This is a genomic window from Mycobacteroides franklinii, assembly GCF_001853795.1.
GTDB lineage: Bacteria > Actinomycetota > Actinomycetes > Mycobacteriales > Mycobacteriaceae > Mycobacterium > Mycobacterium franklinii.
This window is the reverse complement of the sequence record NZ_MLIK01000004.1, coordinates 897,470-918,803: the sequence shown is the minus strand read 5'-3', so window position 1 is coordinate 918,803 and position 21,334 is coordinate 897,470. Positions and strand designations below refer to the sequence as shown.

The following is a 21,334-nucleotide window of genomic DNA, read 5'->3' as shown; positions in this document are numbered from 1 at the left end:
TTCAAGTACTCCGAATAGAAAAGTTAGAGTACCCGAAACTTTATGGCGAGGCGAGGCCTACCGCAGGCGGCGGCGTTCGATGACTAGTTGGTGCTGGCCTTCTCCGCCTGGCGTTTCTTGACGCTGGCCTCGAGTTTGGCCAGCAGATCAGACACATCGGTGGCGTCGAGCTCGGTGGGTGCCTCTTCCTTGGTGAACGCCTCGCCCCCTTCGAGCTTGGCCTCCACCATCTCCAGCAGCTGCGACTGATAGGTGTCGTTGTATCGGCTCGGATCGAAATCGTCGGCCATCGACTCCACGACTTGTCCGGCCATCGACAGTTCCGCCGGTTTGATCTTCACTTCCTGATCCAGCACCGGGAAGTCGGGTTCACGAATCTCGTCGGGCCACAGCAGGGTGTGGATGATCATCACCTGGCGGGAGCCAAAGTCCTTGACCCGCAGTGCCGCGAGCCGTGTCTTGCTGCGCAACGCGAAATGCACGATCGCGACCCGATCGGTCTGTGCGAGTGTTTGTGCCAGCAGCACATACGATTTCGAGGACTTGCTGTCAGGCTCCAGGTAGTAGCTCTTGTCGTACATCAGCGGGTCGAGCTCGGCGGCGGGAATGAATTCCAATACCTCGATCTCACGGCTGGACTCGGCGGGCAGACTCGCCAGATCCTCGTCGGTGATGACGACCGTGCGGCCGTCCTCGGCCTCGTAGGCCTTGTTGATATCCCGGAATTCGACGACCTCGCCGCATTCCTCGCAGGTGCGTTTGTAGCGGATCCGGCCGTTGTCCTTGTTATGGACCTGATGGAACTTGAGGTCGTGGTCCTCGGTCGCGCTGTATACCTTGACAGGGACGTTCACCAGCCCGAAGGCGAGGGAGCCCTTCCAGATGGAACGCATATCCCCAGTATGGCCCACCGGAGCCGCGGAGTCGGCGACATCCGGCCCGGGGTCGACTGCGGTTGTCCGCTTATCCAATGCGGAAAAGGTGCTGTACCCGGCTACGGGGAACGCTTCGGCCACTACCAAAGCGGACGTCTTCGGCTACTACACCGCAATCGCGCCGTACATGTTGCCGCATGTCGCGGGCCGGCCGGTCACCCGCAAGCGGTGGCCCAATGGCGTTGACCAACCGTCCTTCTTCGAGAAGGACCTGGCTTCGTCGGCTCCGGACTGGCTCCCGCGGCGACGCATCGAACACAAGTCCCGCTATGTCACCTACCCGCTGATCGATACCTCTGTCGCGCTGGCATGGATCGCGCAGCAGGCGGCACTCGAGGTGCATGTGCCGCAGTGGCGATTCGTGGGCGAAAACCCCGGCCCGGCAACTCGATTGGTTTTCGACCTGGATCCCGGTGAGGGCGTGACCATGCCGCAATTGGCTCAGGTCGCCCGTGCCGTGCGCGATGTGCTCGCCGATATAGGTCTGACGACGTTTCCCTTGACCAGTGGGAGCAAGGGGCTGCACCTGTATGTGCCGCTGGCGCAACCGGTCAGCTCATCCGGCGCGGTGGCGGTGGCGAAGAAGGTCGCTGTTCAGCTGGAGCAGGCGATGCCGGACTTGGTGACCGCGACGATGACCCGACAGTTGCGCGCGGGCAAGGTGTTCGTGGACTGGAGTCAGAACAGCGGTTCCAAGACGACCGTAGCTCCATACTCGCTACGCGGCCGTGAAACGCCGACCGTTGCCGCGCCGCGTACCTGGGAGGAGCTTGACGATCCCGGGCTGCGTCAGCTGCGGTACACCGAGGTGCTGGCGCGGGCCGAGCGTGACGGCGATCTGCTGGCAGGTCTCGACGGCGTGGCGATCATCGAGGACAGGTTGTCCACATACCGCAGCATGCGCGATCCCGCACGTACCCCGGAACCCGTGCCTGCCGTCAAACCGGAAGCCGGGCAAAATAATTCGTTCGTGATCCAGGAGCATCACGCCACCGCGCTGCACTATGACTTCCGGTTGGAGCGTGATGGTGTGCTGGTCTCTTGGGCGGTGCCCAAGAATCTGCCGATGGAACCGTCGGTCAATCACCTCGCGGTGCACACCGAGGATCACCCGCTGGAGTACGGGGGCTTCGAGGGCGTCATCCCGAAGGGTGAGTACGGGGCGGGGGAGGTGACCATCTGGGACTCGGGTACCTACGACACCGAGAAGTTCATCGATCCGCGTGACGACGACGATGCCAAGGGTGAGGTCATCGTTACGCTGCATGGCGGACGAATCACGGGACGATACGCGCTGATTCGAACCAATGGCAAGCAATGGCTGGCGCACCGGATGAAGGATCAGCGGTCTCCCGTAGCCGAGTGCCGGATGCCCGCCGGCCTCGCACCGATGCTGCCGACCACCGGCTCGGTGACGGGCCTGGATGCCGATGCGTGGGCATTCGAAGGTAAGTGGGACGGCTACCGGCTCATTCTGGAGTGCGACCGCGGACAGCTGAGAGCGCTGGCGCGCAGCGGGCGCGACGTGACCGCCGAATTCCCGGCCTTGCAGCGGCTTGCCCACGAATTGGCCGAGCACCGCGTGGTGCTCGACGGCGAGGTGGTGGTGCTGGATCCGCAGGGCGTGCCCAGCTTTTCGCTGCTGCAGAACAGAACGCCGAGCGCCGATATCCGATTCTGGGCATTCGATCTGTTGTACCTGGACGGAAAATCATTGCTGCGCACTAAGTATCGTGACCGACGCCGCTTACTCGAGGTACTGGGATCCGGCACCGAATCGATGACCGTCCCGGATCAGCTGAGCGGCGATGGGGTCGCGGCTCTCGCCCATTCGCACGATCAAGGTTGGGAGGGGGTGGTCGCGAAGAGGAGGGATTCCCCATACATTCCGGGCCGAACGCAGTCCTGGATCAAGGCAAAGAACTGGAGCGGTCAAGAGGTTGTCATCGGCGGCTGGCGTAAGGGCCAGGGTGGGCGTAGCAGTGGGATCGGCGCCCTGCTCATGGGGATACCGGACGAGAGTGGGCTGCGTTACGCGGGCCGGGTGGGTACCGGGTTCACCGAGAAGGAACTCGCCTCGCTCAAGGAGCGACTAGAACCGCTGCACCGCGAGGAGTCACCTTTTAATGCACCGTTATCCGCGGTCGAGGCCAAGGACGTGCAGTTTGTCGAGCCGGTTCTGGTCGGCGAGGTCCGCTACGGTGACCGCACACCGGGTGGAATTCTCAAGCACTCCAGCTGGCGTGGTCTGCGCCCCGACAAGTCAGTTAGCGACGTCGAGCTCGATCTCGGGTAGCGGGTACGGCGGCGCACCGACGCCCGCGACCGAAAAGTGGCCCCACGGAGTCTGCTCGGTGATGCGTCCCTGTGCGCTGGTATCGCCCACGGCAATGGTGACCTGGGTGCCGCCCTTGAGCTCCCCGCCCTCTGGCTTGGCGTAAATCGTTCCCTGCCAGTGGAACTTGCCGTCCAGTGGGTTGAAGAAACCGATGAGACGTATCCGGGACTCGACGGAGAACTCGCCCGCGGTGATGACGGCGGTGCCGTCGAAGACGTCGTCGTCTTCTGCGTTGTTCCTGCCGGGATCGCTCACGCGACGAAACCTGTTCTGCGCCACATGCGGCGGGACAGTCGGCCCATGAGACCGGTGTCTTCCAGGAATTTGTACAGCGGCGCGAAACCGGTCTGCGAGGCCTCCTGGAAGGCCGGATTGTTGCGGGCCAGCCGCGTGGTCGCGCGGCCGGGAAGGCCGACCGCTTCGTACATCTTCTTGTTGGTCAGTAGGTACCGGAAGATGGGTCCGCCCAGGCCGTTGGTGAGCCGCAGGATGACCTTGACGCGCCTGGGGGTGCGGTCCAGTCGCTGCCGAATACCGTCACGTGCGAACTGAATGTGCCGGGCTTCTTCGGTGACATGAATCCGCATGAGCCGCTGCACAAGTGGCTGTAGTTCCGGGTCATCCATGATCTCGCGCTGCAGCGCGTCGAAGATTTCCTCGCCGATGAGCGCGGCCACCCACAGCACCGGGCCCTTGAGCGCCAACGGCAGCAGATTGGCCAACGCGCGTTGGTGCCACGGCATCCGATACGCGGGCAGGCCGGTCTTCTCGATGGCCTTGGCGAACATTGTCATGTGCCGTGTCTCATCACCGATTTCGGCGAGGGAGTACAGCGTTTCGCTGCTGATGGGATTGGCGTGCATCATCACGCGCAACAGGCCCTGGTTGAGCATGTTCTCGAACCAGATGCCGGTGGAGAGCAGGTTGACCATCTCGTGCCGCGACAGTTCGATCTGTTCGGCGCGCGACATGTTGTTCCACACATCGGTGCCGTACAGGGAGACGACCTTGGGCGGTAGGTAGTACTTGTCCGGATCCAACGGCGCGTCCCAGTCCAGGTCCACGATCGGCTGGTAGGAGCGTCGCACCGTGCCCTTGAGGAGTCGGTCGGAGTATTCCTCCCGATTTGGGGTGCGAGCGGGGCCGTTGTTCAGGGTAGCCGTCACCGTTGACAGTCCTTTCCGTTAAGATGTCAAACGTAAACGTTGCAGGTTGAGGCGTCAAGTGAGACGCGAAGTGCCACGTAGTTTCGTGGCGAATGAAAGTGGGCACCGATGAAAGTGAGCCGGTCAAGCCACCGCGGCCGTACCCGCGACCACGGCGAGATTCGCCGCCGCATCCTCGATGCCGCTGAAGAGTGCTTGCTGGAGCACGGCTACGAGGCGCGGTTGCATGCGCTGATCGCGAAGAAGGCCGGCCTGTCCCGGCCCACCGTCTACAAACATGTGGGTGACCAGGCGGCGATCATCGAGGCACTGTTCCACCGCGAGTTTCTCCGATTCGGGGAGATGCTGGAGCCCGTCTTCGCGACCGCCAAGAACCCCCGTACCGGGTTCATCGACGCCATTGTGCGCATCGTGCAGCATGGCCGTCACCACCCGTTGCTGCAAAAGGGCCTGAAGGAGAACCCCGAGCAGGTGCTGCCGTATCTGACGGTGAAGGCCCGCCCGTTCATCGACCAGACGACGATCTTGCTGACGCCGTACTTCCGCCAACTGCTCACCGAGGCGCAGCTGGCCTCCATCAATGTCAAGGCCGCCGCCGAATGGAGCTTCCGGATCGCTGCCTCGCTGTTGGTGACTCCCGGTGTCGTGGAGACTCAGACCGACGAGCAATTGGGCGACTTCATCGGCAACCTGCTCACCGTCTCGGCGATCACCGAGGAGATCTCCGCGGTGCTGACTTCCGATTCGGCTGCTTCGTAAGTCGCGATGCGACGGATTCGCGTCATCGGTATCGGTGCCGGCCATCCCGAGTACCTGACCGTGCAGGCCATCGCGGCGCTCAATGAGGTCGACGCGTTCTTCGTCGCCGATAAGGGCGACACGAAGGACGATCTGGTCGAGCTGCGCCGGCACATCTGCGAGCGGTACATCACCGAACCCGACTACCGCTTTGTCGAACTACCCGATCCGGTGCGGGGGAAGGGCGAGTACCGCGGCGCGGTGAAGCAGTGGCATGCCGAACGGGCGGCATTGTGGGGCAAAGCAATTGCCTCCGAGCTGCCCGACGGCGGCACTGGCGCTTTCCTTGCGTGGGGGGACCCGTCCCTGTACGACAGCACTCTGCGCATCCTGGATGCGATTCTCGCCGAGGATCCCCATGCGTTCGAATACGACGTGCTGCCGGGTATCACCGCGATCTCCGCGCTGACCGCCCGGCACCGGATCGTGCTGAACGGTATCGGGGAGCCGGTGCTCATCACGACGGGCCGGCGGCTGTTGGCGGAGTGGCCCCGGGCCGGGACGGTCGTGGTGATGCTCGACGGCGATTGCGCGTTCCGGCAGCTGGATCCGTCGACCCAGATTTGGTGGGGCGCGTATCTGGGCACCGAACACGAACTGCTGGTGTCGGGCACCGTGGGGGAGGTGGGCGACAGGATCGCTGAGGTACGTGCCTCGGCGCGTGCCGAGCACGGCTGGATCATGGATACCTACCTGCTGCGGAGTGTCGGCGCGTAGAGGCAGACTGAGCCCATGCCCGAACTACCGGAAGTCGAGGCGCTCGCCGATCACCTGCGCCGCCACGCCGTGGGGTCGGCCGTCGGCAGAGTCGATGTCGCGGCGTTTTCCGTGCTCAAGACTTTCGATCCGCCCATCACCGCCCTGCACGGTCGGACGGTGACGGGGGCGACCCGCTGGGGTAAGTACCTGGGCCTGCAAGCGGGGGACCTTTATCTCATCGCGCATCTCTCGCGCGCCGGGTGGTTGCGCTGGTCGGACAAGTTGGCCGCGGCACCGCTCAAACCGGGCAAGGGGCCCATCGCACTGCGGGTGCATCTCGGAACGCCCGGCGACGCTGCAGGATTCGATCTCACCGAGGCAGGCACCCAGAAACGGTTGGCCGTGTGGGTGGTGACGGACCCGGCGTCCGTGCCACAGATCGCGTCCCTGGGACCCGATGCCCTATCGCTGACGGCCGCCGGGCTATCTGAGATCTTGTCCGGAACCACGGCCCGGCTCAAGAACGTGATCACGGATCAACGGGTGATTGCCGGAATCGGCAACGCCTACAGCGACGAGATTCTGCATGTGGCCAAGCTGTCTCCCTTCGCCAGCGGAAAGACGCTTTCCGAGGGCCAGCGGGCCGCGCTATACGAGGCCATGCAGTCGGTTCTCGCCGACGCGGTCGAGCGCAGCGTGGGGCAGCAGGCGGCAACTCTCAAGGGGGAGAAGCGATCCGGATTGCGGGTGCATGCCCGCACCGGGATGCCCTGCCCGGTGTGCGGTGATGTGGTGCGGGAGGTGTCGTTCGCCGACAAATCGTTCCAGTACTGTCCGACGTGCCAGACCGGCGGCAAGGTGCTGGCCGACCGTCGGCTCTCGCGGCTCCTCAAATAAAGTGACCACGTGACGCGACAGAAGATCCTCATCACCGGGGCGAGCTCCGGCCTGGGCGCCGAGATGGCCCGTCAGTTCGCCGCGAAGGGACGTGACCTGGCGCTGTGTGCCCGGCGCACCGAGGCGCTGGAAGAGCTCAAGGTTGAGCTGCTGGCTGCCAACCCCGGAATCAAGGTCGCCGTGCGACCCCTGGACGTCACCAACCACGAGTCCGTGCCGGTGGTCTTCGGTGAGCTGCGCGACGAGCTCGGTGGCCTGGATCGCGTGGTCGTGAACGCCGGTATCGCCAAGGGCTGGCATCTGGGCGGCGGTAAATCCTGGGCCAACATCCAGACCATCGAAACCAATCTCATCGGTGCCCTGGTGCAGATCGAGGCCGCACTGGCGCTGTTCAAAGAGCAGGGCTACGGGCACCTGGTGCTCATCTCCTCGGTGACGGCGGCCAAGGGGCTGCCCGGCACCAAGGCCGCCTATGCGGCCAGCAAGGCCGGACTTTCCTCGTTGGGTGAGTCGCTGCGCGCCGAATACGCCCGCGGCCCAATCAAAGTCAGCACCATCGAGCCCGGCTACATCCAGACCGATCTGAGCGCCAAGTCGCCGACCACCCCGATGATGGTGGACACATTGACCGGTGTGACGGCAATGGTGGATGCCATCGAGAAGGAGCCCGGACGGGCGGCGGTGCCGCGTTGGCCGTGGGAACCGGTGATGGCGGTCATGCGGCTGCTGCCGCCCCGACTGGCCGGACGCCTCGCCTAGTCGGCTATGGGTTTCCCACGTGGGACTTTGTGCCCACGTGGGATGCTGCATATATGGGCGAGGAAAAGAAACACAACGCTTCCGTCACGGTGGACTATGCCGCCGAACTCGATGAACTCGCGAGTCTGCGCGGCGGGATCAAACGTAATAAAGAGGCCAAGGACGCCTGGAAACAGGGCTATCCCTACGACGAGAAACTCACCCGCAAGGAATACGACAAGGCCAAGCGCAAGCTGCAGATCGAGCTCCTCAAGCTGCAGCTGTGGGTCAAGGAGAACGGCGAGAAGATCTGCATCATCTTCGAAGGCCGCGACGCCGCCGGTAAGGGTGGATCCATCAAGAGATTCACCGAACATCTCAATCCCCGTGGTGCCCGCGTGGTGGCGCTGGAGAAGCCGACACCGGTGGAACAGAGTCAGTGGTATTTCCAGCGATACACGGCCCACCTACCCAGTGGTGGTGAGATCGTCTTGATGGACCGCTCCTGGTACAACCGCGCGGGTGTGGAGCGTGTGATGGGCTACTGCACACCAGCACAATGTGCCGAATTCTTGCGTGAGGCTCCGGAATACGAACGCATGCTGGTGAATTCGGGGACGCACCTGATCAAGTTGTGGTTCTCGGTGAGCCGCAAGGAGCAGCTGGCCCGGTTCGCGGCCCGGCGTACCGATCCTGTTCGGCACTGGAAACTCTCGCCCACCGACCTCGCGTCTCTCGATAAGTGGGACGCCTATACCGAAGCCAAAGAGGCCATGTTCTTCTACACCGACACCGACTTTGCACCGTGGACGGTGGTCAAGAGCAACGACAAGAAGCGCGCCCGGTTGGAGGCAATGCGCCATGTGCTCTCGCAATTCGACTACGACAACAAGGACGTGGACGTCGTGGGTACCCCCGATCCGCTGATTGTCGGCCCCGCCTCCGCGATTTTCGAAGAGGGAGAGAAGGCGGGCTCGCGCTAGTCTCGGCTCCGCCGGTCAGCGGTGGAGCCGAGGATGTGCCCTGCCCGCGATGAGTGGAAGGTCCAGGTACGACCTGAGTCCCGGCTCGGCCTCGCAGACATAGGGCACAGAGTTGACGCAGTGGGCGGCCGTTGCGACGACGCCCTCGTTGGCGACCAGTCCGGCCTGAACGCTGTGGGGATGAAAGCCGGTAATGGTGCACGATGACGAGGGCGTGCCCCGCACCTCGACCTCGTAGCGCGGACCGCTCGGGCCGAAGGACCAGGCGGGGTCCAGGTGCTCCTCACCCATCAACCAGTTCACGGCGATCCGCGCCACGGCTTCGTCGCCGACGAACGCTTCCCAGGAGAACTGTTGACCGGCCACCGATCCGGGCCGGATGGTGCCGATCGGAGATTCGATGTCCGCGGTGGCGACGGCGACCTTGAGGTCCGGCCGGATCTGAACGTCCGCGAAGCCCATGCCGTCCAGGATCATCCGCAGAGACTGTTTGAATCCGCCGCCCAACAGTTTGGGCATCGGGCCGCTCACGGCTTCCTCCGGAGTGCCGCCAAACTTCATGATGTGCCGGATGACGTCCGGTGCGCCATAGGTGCGGATGTCCGAGTACTCCTCGGCCCGTACGTAGGTGACGGCGGAGGTCATGGACGAGAAGATCAGCGGATACAGGTCGGTGATGCCTCCGGGGTCAATTCCCGTGCCGTGCAAGGTCACCCCGGCCTGACGGGCGTCGGCGTCCAGGTCGCGGCCGGAACTATCGGGGTAGAACCAGCCGACCGGGGTGACGACGTTCTTCTTCGAGGCGAGCAATGCCGCAACCTCCGACGGGTTGGGAAGCAGCGGGCTGTAGATCACGCAGTCGGCATCCAGCGAGACGATGTCGTCGAGGCTGTTGGTGGTGATCACCCCGATGGGGGCCTGCCCGATGAGCTCGCCGACATCGATGCCGGTCTTCTGCGGTGAGTGCACCCAGCACCCGACCAGCTGTAGTTCCGGGTGCGCGAGCACCGCGCTGATCGCCGCCTTGCCGACTTCCCCCGTCGCCCACTGGACAACCCGATAGACCATGTCTTTGTCTCCTTGCAGCCGGTAACCTCAGACCTGCATAACACCAAACAAGTGCTTGGTCCAGATCTTGAGAGGTGGGAATCTCGGTGATTAGACACGGATTTCGGTTTGGGACGAATCTGATCTCCCATGGAGACCCGGTCCAGATTCGCGATCAGGTGCGACGGGCCGAGGATTGCGGTGTTGACGTAGTGGTGGTTCCCGACCACCTCGGAGTCGGTGCACCCTTCCCGGTAATGCTTGCCGCTGCGAGTGTTTCGACGAACATCCGGGTCGGTAGCTTCGTGCTGACCACCGGTTTCTATTCTCCGCGTCTACTTGCGCGCGACATCGCCACCTGCGACCGGCTCACCGACGGTCGCATTGAGATCGGGTTGGGGGCCGGCTACGTCCAGCAGGAGTACGAGGCCGCGGGAGTGCCCTTTCTGAGCCCCGCCGGACGGGTGCGGCAGCTCGCCGACGCGGTCGATGCATTGCGGGGCCTGCTCTCAAGCTCGGACCATTGGCCGCGGCCAGTGCAGTCGCCCGTACCGATCATGATCGCGGGCAAGGGCGATAAGATCCTGAAACTTGCGGCGCAGCAGGCTGATATCGTCGCGATCTCTGATGCCCGCACGCGCGCCGAGCTCGCCGAGAGAGCCGCATACGTGCGCAATGCCGCTGCTCAGCATGCCGACACGCCGGAGTTGAACTTGGGGATCTTCGATGTCGCGATTGACCGCGCACCGGATCTGGGGCTGATGCGTGTGTACCGACCAGGTGATTCTGACGAGGAGCTACGCGCATCGCCGACTCTGCTGCACGGATCACGCGGTGAGCTGGTTGAGCAGATCATCTCTCTGCGTGAAGAGCTCGGTATCTCCTATCTGACATACATGGGGGCAGATCCGCGCGGGCTCAAGGACTTTCACGCATTGATCGCCGCGCTGAAGTAAGGACCTTCGCATCTATCTTCCGATGCCGCGGCAGATGATCATCGGCGTCATGACTGCCGATTCGGAACCCGTGACCCTGCTCGAAAAATACGAAAGCTGGACACTGCTCGCCAGTGCCAAATTGGGGCGACTGGTGGTGGTGATCGACGGCAGGCCGGAGATCTTTCCCATCAACTTCGTGACCCAGCGTGGCACCGTATTGTTCCGAACAGCGGAGGGCACCAAACTGTTTGGTGCGGTGGTGAGCGACCAGGTGTTGTTCGAGGCGGACGATCACAACGATATCGGCGGCTGGAGCGTGGTCGTGCGCGGCGCCGCGCAGGTACTCAGCACCTCGGTCGAGATCGACGAGGCCGACGGCGCCGGCCTGTATCCGTGGATACCCACGCTGAAACTGCACTATGTGCGCATCATCCCGGCGCAGATCACCGGCCGCCGCTTCGTGTTCGGGCGGGAGCCGGACGGCGGTCACGTTCCGGGCTAGTGCCCGACGTGCGCCTCGGCGCGCATGCGTTCGACCATGTGCGGGTAGTGCAGCTCGAACGCCGGGCGCTCCGAACGGATCCGGGGCAGCTCAGAGAAGTTGTGCCGCGGCGGCGGGCAGCTGGTGGCCCACTCCAGGGAGTTGCCGTAGCCCCACGGGTCATCGACCGTGACGACCTCGCCGTAGCGGTAGCTCTTGAAGATGTTCCATACGAACGGCAGCATCGACGAACCGAGAACGAATGCGCCGACCGTTGACACGATGTTCAAACCCGTGAAGCCGTCGGTGGGTAGGTAGTCGGCGTACCGGCGCGGCATGCCCTCATTGCCCAGCCAGTGCTGCACCAGGAAGGTGGTGTGGAAGCCGATGAACGTCAACCAGAAGTGGAACTTGCCGAGGCGCTCGTCGAGTAGCCGGCCCGTCATTTTCGGAAACCAGAAATAGACGCCCGCGAAGCTGGCGAACACGATGGTGCCGAACAGCGTGTAGTGGAAGTGCGCCACCACGAAGTACGAGTCGGTGACGTGGAAATCAATGGGGGGAGCGGCGAGGAGAACGCCGGTCAAACCGCCGAACAGGAAGGTGACCAGGAAGCCGATCGAGAACAGCATGGGTGTCTCGAAGGTCAACTGCCCCTTCCACATCGTGCCGATCCAGTTGAAGAACTTGATACCGGTCGGAACCGCGATCAGGAAGGTCATGAAACTGAAGAAGGGAAGAAGAACGGCGCCGGTGGCGTACATGTGGTGCGCCCACACCGCGATCGACAACGCCCCGATACCCAGGGTCGCGAAGACCAATGTGGTGTAACCGAAGATCGGCTTGCGGCTGAACACCGGGAAGATCTCAGACACCACTCCGAAGAACGGCAATGCCAACACATAGACCTCGGGGTGTCCGAAGAACCAGAACAGGTGCTGCCACAGCAGAACTCCGCCGTTGGCGGGATCGAAGATGTGCGCGCCCAGGTGCCGGTCGGCCGCCAGACCGATGGCTGCCGCCGCCAGCAGCGGGAACACCAGCAGCACCAGCACGCTGACCACCAGAATGCTCCAGGTGAAGATCGGCATCCGGAACATGACCATGCCCGGCGCACGCATGCACACGATGGTGGTGATCATGTTGACCGCGCCAAGGATGGTGCCCAATCCGCCGACCGCGACACCCAGTATCCAGAGGTCGGCGCCGGCTCCGGGGGAATGAATGGCATCGGAGAGCGGGGTGTAGGCGGTCCAGCCGAAGTCGGCGGCACCGCCGGGGGTGATGAACCCGGCCAGCGCGATGAGCGCACCAAACAGGAAGAGCCAGAACGATAGTGCGTTGAGCCGCGGGAACGCCACGTCGGGGGCGCCGATCTGCAGCGGCAGCACCACATTGGCGAAGCCGAACACGATGGGCGTCGCGTAGAAGAGCAGCATCGCCGTGCCGTGCATGGTGAACAGCTGGTTGTACTGCTCATTGGAGAGAAATGCCAGTCCCGGCGTGGTGAGTTCGGCACGGATGAGCAGCGCCATCAATCCGCCCACCATGAAGAAGGCAAAACACGTGACGAGGTACATGACACCGATCAGCTTGTGATCGGTGGTGGTAACAAGGCGGTAGATAAGAGAGCCTTTAGGCCCTACCCGCGGGGGAAAGGGTCGGCTCGCCGCCAATTTGAGGGATATAGCCACAGGAAACCTCCATACGAAACAGTGCGATTCGCCTGTGTACGTGAGGCATTCCTGCGGACATCATGCCATAGTCAGCCTGCGTCGCGCGCCCGCTGTAGGTCGGCGATCGAGGACCAGTCCAGGTCGGCGTGACCGCTCGCGAGTGCCTCATCGAGAACCGATCGCAGTACCTCGCCAAACGGCAGTCGCAGCCCGGTGTCTGCCGCCACGTCGAGTGCTAGCCCAACATCCTTGCGGCCGAGGGTGGTTGTGAATCCGGCCGGTTCGTAGGTTGAGGTAGCAATCAGCTTGCCGTAGCTGCTGTACGCCGGGCCCTGGAACAGCGTGCTGGTCAACAGTTCCACCAGCAGCGTGGAATCCACACCGGATCGCTCCGCCATGCTGACGGCTTCACTCAATGACTGGATGGCCGATGCGATCAGGAAGTTCCCGATGATCTTGACGACATTGGCTTGCCGAGGCGCATCACCCAATCGCCAGGTGCGTGCCCCGATGACGTCCAAGAATGGTTGTGCCCTGTCTATTTGGTCGGGCGCACCCGCCGCCAGCACTTGCAGTTGCCCGGCTTGGGCGACGGGGACCCGGCCGAACACCGGCGCCGCGACATATCCCACCCCGTGCTCGCCATGCAGTGCGGTGGCGCGGTCGGCCAGCTGGGTGCTGACGGTCGCGAGGTTGACGTGCAGAGCTCCCCGTCCAGCGGCAAGGATCTCTGGGGTGAGGAAGGTGTCGGATACGGCGTGATCATCGGCCAGCACCGAGAACACCACACCGGACTCGAAGGCCTGTGCCGCAGATTCGAGTGGTCGTGCACCGACTGCGGCGAGCTCTTCGACGGGTCCTGGCGAGCGATTCCATACAGAAACCTCGTGTCCTGACCGAACAAGATTGTCCGCCATAGCCTTTCCCATGGCCCCTAGTCCGACGACGGCAATTGTGCTCATTGGTGTGCTCCTGTTTCGGTGGGCCAGTTGGTGAAAATCTCGGTGTAGTCGTGACTCATCAGTTCGATGACCGTGCCCCACGGGTCGGTCAGATAGGACATGGTCCATGGTCTACCCGCGACGACGGGTCGTGGGGCGGTGATGACCCGGCCGCCGGCTGCCGAAACGGCGCGCGTCTGCCCCTCGACGTCGGAGACCGTCAGGCACAGGTGCCACGTGCCGCGCCGGGTGTACTCGACGGGTAGCAGCGGTGGCGGGTCCGTCGCCGGGTCGATGAATTCGAAGAGCTCGACACCCACACCGTTGTCTGTCTGCAGGCCGGCCATCCGGGCCCGGCCGAACCTGGTGTCCAGTCCCGGCGGGAGCTCTCCGGTCGGCCCGGGTTCGAGTGTGCGCGGACCCATGATGCATTCGAAGTCGAATATCTCGCGGTACCAGTCAATTGCCGCTGCGATATCGGGAACGGTGATCCCGATGTGGTTGACAGACATCTCGCCTTCAGTGAACCGGTTAAGACGGTTCCACCGTAGAACATGTTCCGGAATCTGTCGAACCGGTTAAACTGGTTCGCATGGTGAGCGCGGCCGGGGATACACGGGCGGTCTTTCGGTTGGACAATGCGGTGCTGGCATTCCGGTTCACCGCCACCGTCTTCGACCGCGCCGGTGCGGCCACCGAACGGCTGACCGATCCGGGGCGGCTGCGGTTATGGCTGCGAGCCAACGAGTTGGACTTCTCGGATGTGCCATTGACCGACGCCGGCCTGGCCGTCGCCAAGGAGCTGCGTGAGAGCATCCACCGCGCGGGCGCCGCGGTGGCAGCGGGTGGGCGGATCGCTGCATCAGCCGTGCGGATGTTGAATACGTTCTCCCGGAACGGCAATCCGCACAGGGTGCTCGAGGGCGCAGATGTGCAATGGCGAGGCGTGGGCGTCGCGGACGCCCTGTCCGTCATCGCCGCCAGTGCCATCGAGACACTGGGCGGTCCCGATCGCGATCGGGTGAAGGCGTGCTCGGACGAGCACTGTCACGGTCTCTATGTCGACACCAGCCGGGCCAACAATCGGCGCTGGTGCAACATGAACACCTGCGGGAACAGGGCCAAGAAGGCCGCCATTGCTACACGCCGCTAATGGGCGTGCATGAGGCCCCACGCGGGGAGGGGATCGGGGAAGCCGCGCCACGCCTCCGGACCGGCGGCGAGCTCGTCGTCGGTGAGCACCGCGGCCTCCAGGAGATGTTGGACGCGGGGCCGGTCCAGCCGCACGCCGATGAAGACGACCTCTTGCCCCGGGGCGATCTCGGTGCTGCGCCAGAACTGGGCGGGTTCAATCGTCAGGTTCAGTCCGGCCTGCGACCAGATCGCGGCAATGTCGGGGCGGCTGGCGATCCAGCAAAATCCCTTGCTGCGCAACAGTCCTTGTAGGTTCTCCAGCGCCGTGTTGAGGCGTTGCGGATGGAAGGGACGATCCGAACGGAAGGTCATGCTGCTGATGCCGTATTCCTCGGTTTCGGGGGTGTGCCCGTCGGCGATCTCCTCATCCCAGCCCGGTGCCTGGGCGGCCAGCTCGGGATCGAACAATCCGGTCTGCAGCACCAGATCCAGGTCGACGACGCCGCCGGTGGACCGCACCATCGTCGCCGTGGGATTGAGGCGGCGTAGCAGGGTTTCCACCATGCCGAGGGTTCGTTCGTTCACCAGATCCACCTTGTTGAGGATCAGCACGTCGGCGAATTCGACCTGATCGGTGAGCAGATCGGCGATGGAACGCCCGTCTCCGTCTGCGGCGGCCATCTCACGATCGGCCAGCGCCTCGCCGCGTGCCAGCTCCGGCAGGAAGGTGGAGGCGTCGACGACGGTCACCATGGTGTCGAGCCGGGCGACCTGGCCCAGGCTGGTGCCGTCCTCGAACTCCCAGGTGAACGAGGCGGCCACCGGCATGGGCTCGGAGATTCCGGTCGACTCGATGACCAGCTGGTCAAATCGATTCTGCCGGGCCAGGTTTCCGACGGCTTCGATCAGGTCCTCACGCAGCGTGCAGCAGATGCAGCCGTTGGTGAGCTCGACGAGCCGCTCCTCGGTGCGGTCCAGGTGTCCGGTGCCCGCAACGAGGGCGGCGTCGATGTTCACCTCGCTCATGTCGTTGACGATCACCGCGACGCGGCGTCCCTCGGTATTGGCCAGGATGTGGTTGAGCAGAGTGGTTTTTCCCGCGCCGAGGAATCCGGAGAGCACGGTTACGGGAAGGAGCTGGGCTGTAGTCACATGGTAATGATAACCATTATCATTAAGGAGTGGACGCGAGGATCCCCTTCAGCGTCTCGCGGCCCTCGGCATCCAGCGGGAGCAGTGGCCGTCGGGGATCGCCGACGGCACGTCCCTGTAGTTCCAGGCCCGCCTTCACCGTCGTGGGCAGCCCACCCGCGACGATGAACTGCAGCAATGGCTTGAGTGCTGCGTAGATGGATGCGGCATCGTCGTGGCGTCCCGTGCGCACCGCCTCGTACAGGTCGAGGCACGGCTGCGGCGCTAGGCACGGTGCGGCAGTGCACCATCCGGATGCGCCGACGTTGAGTGCCTCGAGGACCAGCGGGTTGCTGCCGTTGTAGAAGGGCAGTTGATCCTCGCTGAGGCGTTTGATGTCGAGCATCCGGCGCACATCGCCTGTCGACTCCTTGACCATGGTGACGTTGTCGATATCGCGGAACATCGACACCAGGAGTTCGGGTTTCATATCCACGCCGCTGGTCGCGGGGTTGTTGTAGGCCATGACCGGAATGTCGATCGCCGCGGCGACCGAGGCGTAGTGCTGTGCGATCTCGCGGTCGCTGAGTTTCCAGTACGAGATGGGTAGCACCATCACCGCGTCGGCACCGGCCTGCTGGGCGTGGCGTGCTCGCCGAATGGTGTTGGCGGTGGTCATATCCGAGGCTCCGACGATGACGGGTAGGCGTTTGTTAACCGCGGCGACTGTGGCGTCGACGACGGCGTCGAATTCGCGCTCCTCGAGATATGCGGACTCGCCGGTGCTGCCCAGCGGTGCGATGGCGTGGGCCCCGTCGTTCACGAGCCGGGACACGAGCTCGGCAAGCCGATCGACGTCCACGGTGTCATCGGGCAGGAATGGGGTGACCGGGTAGGCGATGATTCCGTGGAACTGGGGAGCCGATGTCATGCGATTTTCCTCAGGGTCTCGGGGTGATTGGCGAGTGCGGTGCGGGCGTAATAGGCGAAGTTGGCGATGCTGCGCTTGGGGGTGAGGGTCCAGTCATGGGCCTCGCGGGCCAGCCGGTCGGGTAGGGGGGCAATGGTTCCCGCCGCCATCGCGGCCAGTTGCAACTTCGCGCCCCGCTCGATCAATACCGCCAGGGAGCACGATTCCTCGACGGAGGCGCCGGCGACCACGTGACCGTGGTGGGCGAGCAGTATTGCCTTCTTGTCTCCCAGTGCGGCCGAGATGATCTCGCCCTCTTCGTTTCCGACGGGAACGCCCGGCCAGTCCGGCAGGAAGGCACAGTCGTCATACAAGGGTGCGATATCCATCTGAGAAACAATCAGGGGCGTCTCCAGCATGGACAGCGCCGCGACATGGAACGGATGGGTGTGCACGATGCACTGCACATCGGGGCGAGCCCGGTAGATCCAGCTGTGGAAACGATTGGCGGGGTTGGCCATTCCGGAGCCGTCGAGAACGTTGAGGTCCTCGTCGACGAGGAGCAGATTCTCCTCGGTGATCTCGTCGAATCCGAGCCCGAGGCGTTGGGTGTAGAAGGTGCCGGGTTCCTCGGCGCGCGCGGTGATCTGCCCGGCGAGGCCGGAGTCGTGCCCGCGGTCGAAGAGTGCGCGGCAGGTGATCGCGACCTTCTGGCGGGTGGACCACTGCGAGTCGGAGAAGTGAGTCTCCATGCTGCGCTCGGCGCGATCCATCAGGTCGGACTTGGTGTCATGAAGTGTGTTGGCCATTTCCGTGCTCCTTTCTGATCTTGCGGTGTTCGATCATCACCATAGGACACAAGGTGTCATATGGTCAACCAAGTTGCCTGGCTGTTTCGGGGACACCTCGTGTCACACTGGCCGGATGACATCGCTGGTTCGCGCGCTGCGCCGGGAACGCGGCCTGACCCTCGAGGAGCTGGGTGGCCGCACCGGTCTGACCAAGAGCTACCTCTCGAAGGTCGAGCGCGAACACAGCACGCCGTCGGTGTCGGTGGCGATGCGCATTGCCCAGGCCCTCGACGTCGATGTCAGTCGGCTGTTCACCAACGACGCCCACGAGTCGCGGGTGGTCGTGGATCGTGGCGCGGATGACTGGGACGACAGCAAGTTTCATGCGCTGAGCACCGAAATGCTCGGCAAGATCATGACGCCGTTCTTGGCGAGCCCGTCGATGGAATTCGCGGAGCACAAGTCGTCCCATCAAGGACAGGAATTTGTGTTCGTGCACCGCGGATCGATCGAGTTGCAGTGTGAGGACGTCAGTTATGTCCTCGAGGAGGGGGACAGCGCCTACCTCGATGCCACCCGGACCCATCGGATCCGCCGGATATCGCAGACCCAGGCTCTCGTGGTGATCGTCGCGGCCACCTAGGGACTTTCCGTTCGACTTTCCGGCAACTACGTGGCGCGGAAGTTCATCGCGGCGCCGTTCATGCAGTAGCGCAACCCCGTGGGCTTGGGGCCGTCGTCGAACACGTGGCCCAGATGTCCTGCGCAGCGGCTGCAGAGCACCTCGGTGCGACTCATCCCCGCGCTGTTGTCCGGTCTCTCCGACACGGCGTTCGGCAGCGGCTGCCAAAAGCTCGGCCATCCCGTGCCACTGTCGAACTTGGTCGCTGACGAGAACAGGTCCACACCGCAACCCGCGCAGCTGAAGACGCCGGTCCGGTGCTCGTTGTTGAGGGGGCTGCTGTACGGGGTCTCGGTGCCGGCCTGCCGCAGGATCTGGTACTGGCTGGGGGTCAGCAGTTGGCGCCACTCGGCGTCGGTGTGTGAGATCGCCGGATTCGGTGCTGGCGGGGTCGTCGGATCGGCCGCCGCGGTAGCGAGCGCGCCCCAACTGGTCAGAGCGCACAGTGCTGCCACACCGGCGAGCAACTGCCGTCGGGTGAGGGCCGGATCAGCGGTCGAAGGCAACCAGCGCCGCATAGATCCACAGTAGGCCGCCCGCGACCCGCTCGAAAGGCCTCGCGGTTACTTGGTTCTTCCGCGCGCTGCGCGGTAGTAGCGCACCAGGGTGTCGGTAGAGCTGTCGGTCTGCTGCGCCGGGGATGCGTCTTCGGTGATCACGGGCAGCAAGGCGATGGCCTGCTTCTTGCCCAGCTCGACGCCCCACTGGTCAAAGGAGTCGATACCCCAGACGGTGCCCGCGGTGAACACCTCGTGCTCGTAGAGCGCGATCAGCTGCCCGACCGTGGAAGGGGTCAGCTTGCTGGCGAGAATCGTTGTGCTGGGCCGGTTTCCAGGCATGACCTTGTGCGGGACCACATGGGGCGCGGTGCCCTCGGCGGCAATCTCCTCGGCGGTCTTTCCGAAGGCGAGCACCTGCGTCTGTGCGAAGAAGTTACTCATCAGCAGGTCATGCATGCTGCCGGTGCCGTCGGCGGTAGGTAGATCGTCGGTGGGCTCGCTGAAGCCGATGAAGTCTGCCGGGATCAACCGCGTGCCCTGGTGCAGCAGCTGGTAGAAGGCATGCTGTCCATTGGTTCCCGGCTCGCCCCAGTAGATGTCACCGGTATCGACCGCCACGGGTGCGCCGTCGGCCTTGACCGACTTGCCGTTGGATTCCATGGTCAGCTGCTGCAGATACGCCGCGAACCTGGCCAGGTCATTGGAGTAGGGGAGCACCCCACGCGATTGTGCGCCAAAGAAATTCGAGTACCACAGGCCGATGAGGCCGAGTAGCGCGGGCGCGTTCTCTGCCAGCGGTGCGGTACGGAAATGCTCGTCGACAACGTGGAACCCGGCCAGGAACTCGTCGAATGCCTCCCGCCCGATGACTGCCATCACCGACAGGCCGATCGCCGAGTCCACCGAGTAACGGCCGCCGACCCAGTCCCAGAAACCGAACATGTTGGCGGTGTCGATCCCGAACTCCGACACCAGCTTCGCGTTGGTGGAGACGGCGACGAAGTGCTTGGACACCGCGTCTTGCCCGGCGGCGCCACCCAGTCCGTCAATCAGCCAGCGCCGTGCGGCCGTGGCATTGGTGAGCGTCTCCAGCGTCGAGAACGTCTTGGAGGCAACAATGAAAAGTGTTGTCGCCGGGTCAAGGTCGGCGAGCGTGGCCACCAGGTCGGCAGGGTCGACGTTGGAGACGAATCGCGCCGAGATTCCGGCGTCGGCGTAGTGGCGTAGCGCCTGGTAGACCATCACCGGTCCCAGGTCCGAACCGCCGATCCCGATGTTGACCACGGTGGTGATGCGCTTGCCGGTGGCTCCGGTCCACTGGCCGTTGCGCAGCCGGTCGGTGAAGTCGCCCATGGCGTCGAGCACCTGGTGCACATCGGCGACCACGTCCTGCCCGTCAACCACCAGCTGCGCGCCGCGGGGCAGGCGCAGCGCGGTGTGCAGCACCGCGCGGTCCTCGGAGGTGTTGATATGCGCCCCGGCGAACATCGCGTCGCGGCGCCCCTCAAGATCGGCTGCCTGGGCCAAATCGACTAGCAGCGAAAGGGTTTCGCGGGTCAGTCGATGCTTGCTGTAATCGATGTACAAGTCGCCGACCGTGACAGTCAACTCGCTGCCGCGCGTGGGGTCGTCGGCAAAAAACTCTCGAAGGTGGGTGGAGGCGATCTGCTTGTGATGAGTTTCCAGTGCCTGCCACGCCGCTGAGAGTGTCATGCGACCGAGCCTAGTAGGGGCGATCGCGTGGTGCAGTGCTGCCTATTGATTGGCGCAAGTTACCCATCGGTTACTGATGCGCGCGAACCCGGCGATACCCGACTTTGTCTGGGTCTTACCCCCGGCGGTCGCGGTGATGGTCACCCGTGACGAGGCGGTATCGCCGTTGACGACCGTCTTCTCGACCTTGTCCACGGTGATCTTCAGGTCATCGGACTGGCCCTCGAGGTCCTCGTCGGTGATCTTCACGCAGGACAGCGCGTTGAGCACGTCGAGGTTCTTGGCGCCGAGTGCGGCATAGAACGCCTTGAGCACGTTCGTCAGCTCGTACTGCTCATCCTTGGTTGCCTCGCGCGGCACCGAGGACGTGGTGGGACCGGGCACGGAGATGCTGGTCGTGGTCGCCGTGGTGGTGGCGCTCCCGCTGGTCGTGGTCGCGGCGGTACTGCCGGTGGTACTGCTTGTCGTCCGGACCCGCGATTTTGTGGCGGTGGTCGTGCTGGCGGTGGTCACCTCGGGGTTCACCAGCGGGACACCCAGCTTCACGGTCGGGCGTGCCAGTGGCACCTCGTCGATGGTCCGGTTGTTCTCGACCCAGAGGCCGGCGGCGACGGCCGTCACCGCCGCAAGGCAGACGGCCAGCACGCCGATGACGATGGTGGTGGCGTGCCGGGCGACAAACCTGCGAGTGGGCGTGCGTTCGGCCGCAACGGCGGCCTCCAGCTCGTAATCCACCGAGTCGTCATCGGCCTTGGCCGGTTTATCGGTGGAGTTGTCCGCACCCTTGTCTTGGTCGCTCAACGAATCCCTCCCTCATCGCCGATCCCCGCCGGGAC

General features: G+C 63.9%; 23 protein-coding genes. 10 read left to right on the top strand and 13 right to left on the bottom strand.

From position 1 onward, the window contains the following. Positions 1-83: 83 nt before the first annotated feature. Positions 84-893, bottom strand: a complete 810-nt coding sequence (gene ku, locus BKG76_RS05030; RefSeq protein ID WP_070936882.1) for a non-homologous end joining protein Ku — start codon at positions 891-893, stop codon at positions 84-86. Here ku and BKG76_RS05025 point away from each other — a divergent pair. Next, a complete protein-coding gene (locus tag BKG76_RS05025) occupies positions 883-3,231 on the top strand; it encodes an ATP-dependent DNA ligase (RefSeq protein WP_070936474.1) in 2,349 nt (782 codons plus the stop codon). The genes ku and BKG76_RS05025 overlap by 11 nt on opposite strands. On the opposite strand, the gene BKG76_RS05020 is transcribed toward BKG76_RS05025, so the two are convergent. Both BKG76_RS05020 and BKG76_RS05015 read right to left on the bottom strand, forming a co-directional pair. Further along, positions 3,199-3,528, bottom strand: a complete 330-nt coding sequence (locus BKG76_RS05020) for a DUF4873 domain-containing protein (RefSeq protein WP_070936473.1) — start codon at positions 3,526-3,528, stop codon at positions 3,199-3,201. The genes BKG76_RS05025 and BKG76_RS05020 overlap by 33 nt on opposite strands. Further along, the gene (locus BKG76_RS05015) at positions 3,525-4,439 is read right to left on the bottom strand and encodes an AurF N-oxygenase family protein (protein WP_070936472.1); all 915 of its coding nucleotides are present in this window, start codon (positions 4,437-4,439) and stop codon (positions 3,525-3,527) included. The genes BKG76_RS05020 and BKG76_RS05015 overlap by 4 nt, the downstream gene beginning before the upstream one ends. A gap of 108 nt (positions 4,440-4,547) precedes the next feature. On the opposite strand from BKG76_RS05015, the gene BKG76_RS05010 reads away from it, so the two are divergent. Genes BKG76_RS05010 through ppk2 form a run of 5 tightly spaced genes read left to right on the top strand, consistent with a single transcriptional unit; the run spans position 4,548 to position 8,554 of the window. Next, positions 4,548-5,198, top strand: coding sequence for a TetR/AcrR family transcriptional regulator (locus BKG76_RS05010; RefSeq protein ID WP_070936471.1), 651 nt, complete (start codon positions 4,548-4,550; stop codon positions 5,196-5,198). Positions 5,199-5,204: 6 nt separating this feature from the next. Next, positions 5,205-5,954: a precorrin-6A synthase (deacetylating) gene (gene cobF / locus BKG76_RS05005; protein ID WP_070936470.1), complete on the top strand. Its 750-nt coding sequence runs from the start codon at positions 5,205-5,207 to the stop codon at positions 5,952-5,954. Positions 5,955-5,969: 15 nt separating this feature from the next. Then, a complete protein-coding gene (locus BKG76_RS05000; RefSeq protein ID WP_070936469.1) occupies positions 5,970-6,833 on the top strand; it encodes an Fpg/Nei family DNA glycosylase in 864 nt (287 codons plus the stop codon). Positions 6,834-6,842: 9 nt separating this feature from the next. Further along, positions 6,843-7,592 carry an SDR family oxidoreductase gene (locus BKG76_RS04995; protein WP_070936468.1) on the top strand — a complete coding sequence of 250 codons (750 nt, stop codon included), beginning with the start codon at positions 6,843-6,845 and terminating at the stop codon, positions 7,590-7,592. A gap of 53 nt (positions 7,593-7,645) precedes the next feature. Beyond that, entirely contained in the window at positions 7,646-8,554 is a 909-nt protein-coding gene (gene ppk2 / locus BKG76_RS04990) for a polyphosphate kinase 2 (protein WP_070936467.1), read from the top strand. A gap of 15 nt (positions 8,555-8,569) precedes the next feature. Here the strand turns inward: ppk2 and BKG76_RS04985 are convergent, their stop codons facing one another. Continuing rightward, positions 8,570-9,622, bottom strand: a complete 1,053-nt coding sequence (locus tag BKG76_RS04985; protein ID WP_070936466.1) for an NAD(P)H-dependent amine dehydrogenase family protein — start codon at positions 9,620-9,622, stop codon at positions 8,570-8,572. Positions 9,623-9,708: 86 nt separating this feature from the next. Between BKG76_RS04985 and BKG76_RS04980 the strand changes: the two genes are divergently transcribed. Both BKG76_RS04980 and BKG76_RS04975 read left to right on the top strand, forming a co-directional pair. Further along, entirely contained in the window at positions 9,709-10,557 is an 849-nt protein-coding gene (locus BKG76_RS04980; RefSeq protein ID WP_236737523.1) for a TIGR03621 family F420-dependent LLM class oxidoreductase, read from the top strand. Between the two features lie 49 nt (positions 10,558-10,606). Further along, entirely contained in the window at positions 10,607-11,041 is a 435-nt protein-coding gene (locus BKG76_RS04975) for a pyridoxamine 5'-phosphate oxidase family protein (RefSeq protein WP_070936880.1), read from the top strand. Here the strand turns inward: BKG76_RS04975 and ctaD are convergent. From ctaD to BKG76_RS04960, 3 genes are all read right to left on the bottom strand, one after another. Beyond that, positions 11,038-12,714: an aa3-type cytochrome oxidase subunit I gene (gene ctaD, locus BKG76_RS04970; RefSeq protein ID WP_070936465.1), complete on the bottom strand. Its 1,677-nt coding sequence runs from the start codon at positions 12,712-12,714 to the stop codon at positions 11,038-11,040. The genes BKG76_RS04975 and ctaD overlap by 4 nt on opposite strands. A gap of 71 nt (positions 12,715-12,785) precedes the next feature. Further along, a complete protein-coding gene (locus BKG76_RS04965) occupies positions 12,786-13,658 on the bottom strand; it encodes an NAD(P)-dependent oxidoreductase (RefSeq protein WP_070936464.1) in 873 nt (290 codons plus the stop codon). Further along, positions 13,655-14,149, bottom strand: a complete 495-nt coding sequence (locus BKG76_RS04960) for a VOC family protein (RefSeq protein WP_070936463.1) — start codon at positions 14,147-14,149, stop codon at positions 13,655-13,657. Before BKG76_RS04960 ends, BKG76_RS04965 begins: the two co-directional genes overlap by 4 nt. Before the next feature lie 80 nt (positions 14,150-14,229). On the opposite strand from BKG76_RS04960, the gene BKG76_RS04955 reads away from it, so the two are divergent. Beyond that, on the top strand, positions 14,230-14,790 hold the full coding sequence (locus BKG76_RS04955) for a CGNR zinc finger domain-containing protein (protein WP_070936462.1): 561 nt from the start codon (positions 14,230-14,232) through the stop codon (positions 14,788-14,790). Here BKG76_RS04955 and BKG76_RS04950 read toward each other — a convergent pair. Genes BKG76_RS04950 through BKG76_RS04940 form a run of 3 tightly spaced genes read right to left on the bottom strand, consistent with a single transcriptional unit; the run spans position 14,787 to position 17,621 of the window. Further along, positions 14,787-15,923, bottom strand: coding sequence for a GTP-binding protein (locus tag BKG76_RS04950; protein WP_070936461.1), 1,137 nt, complete (start codon positions 15,921-15,923; stop codon positions 14,787-14,789). The two genes, BKG76_RS04955 and BKG76_RS04950, sit on opposite strands and share 4 nt — an antisense overlap. Positions 15,924-15,945: 22 nt before the next feature. Continuing rightward, positions 15,946-16,833 (bottom strand): dihydrodipicolinate synthase family protein, encoded by an 888-nt coding sequence (locus tag BKG76_RS04945; protein WP_070936460.1) that lies wholly within the window; start codon positions 16,831-16,833, stop codon positions 15,946-15,948. Continuing rightward, positions 16,830-17,621, bottom strand: coding sequence for an aldolase (locus BKG76_RS04940; protein ID WP_070936459.1), 792 nt, complete (start codon positions 17,619-17,621; stop codon positions 16,830-16,832). Before BKG76_RS04940 ends, BKG76_RS04945 begins: the two co-directional genes overlap by 4 nt. A 115-nt stretch (positions 17,622-17,736) precedes the next feature. Here BKG76_RS04940 and BKG76_RS04935 point away from each other — a divergent pair, with 115 nt between their 5' ends. After that, complete coding sequence (locus tag BKG76_RS04935) at positions 17,737-18,246, top strand: helix-turn-helix domain-containing protein (protein WP_070936458.1); 510 nt, start codon at positions 17,737-17,739, stop codon at positions 18,244-18,246. Positions 18,247-18,272: 26 nt separating this feature from the next. Here BKG76_RS04935 and msrB read toward each other — a convergent pair whose 3' ends face one another. Genes msrB through BKG76_RS04920 form a run of 3 tightly spaced genes read right to left on the bottom strand, consistent with a single transcriptional unit; the run spans position 18,273 to position 21,299 of the window. Then, on the bottom strand, positions 18,273-18,803 hold the full coding sequence (msrB, locus tag BKG76_RS04930; protein ID WP_070936457.1) for a peptide-methionine (R)-S-oxide reductase MsrB: 531 nt from the start codon (positions 18,801-18,803) through the stop codon (positions 18,273-18,275). A 45-nt stretch (positions 18,804-18,848) separates the two neighbouring features. Next, positions 18,849-20,498 carry a glucose-6-phosphate isomerase gene (gene pgi / locus BKG76_RS04925; RefSeq protein WP_070936455.1) on the bottom strand — a complete coding sequence of 550 codons (1,650 nt, stop codon included), beginning with the start codon at positions 20,496-20,498 and terminating at the stop codon, positions 18,849-18,851. Between the two features lie 42 nt (positions 20,499-20,540). After that, positions 20,541-21,299 (bottom strand): hypothetical protein, encoded by a 759-nt coding sequence (locus tag BKG76_RS04920; protein ID WP_070936453.1) that lies wholly within the window; start codon positions 21,297-21,299, stop codon positions 20,541-20,543. Positions 21,300-21,334: the final 35 nt, after the last annotated feature.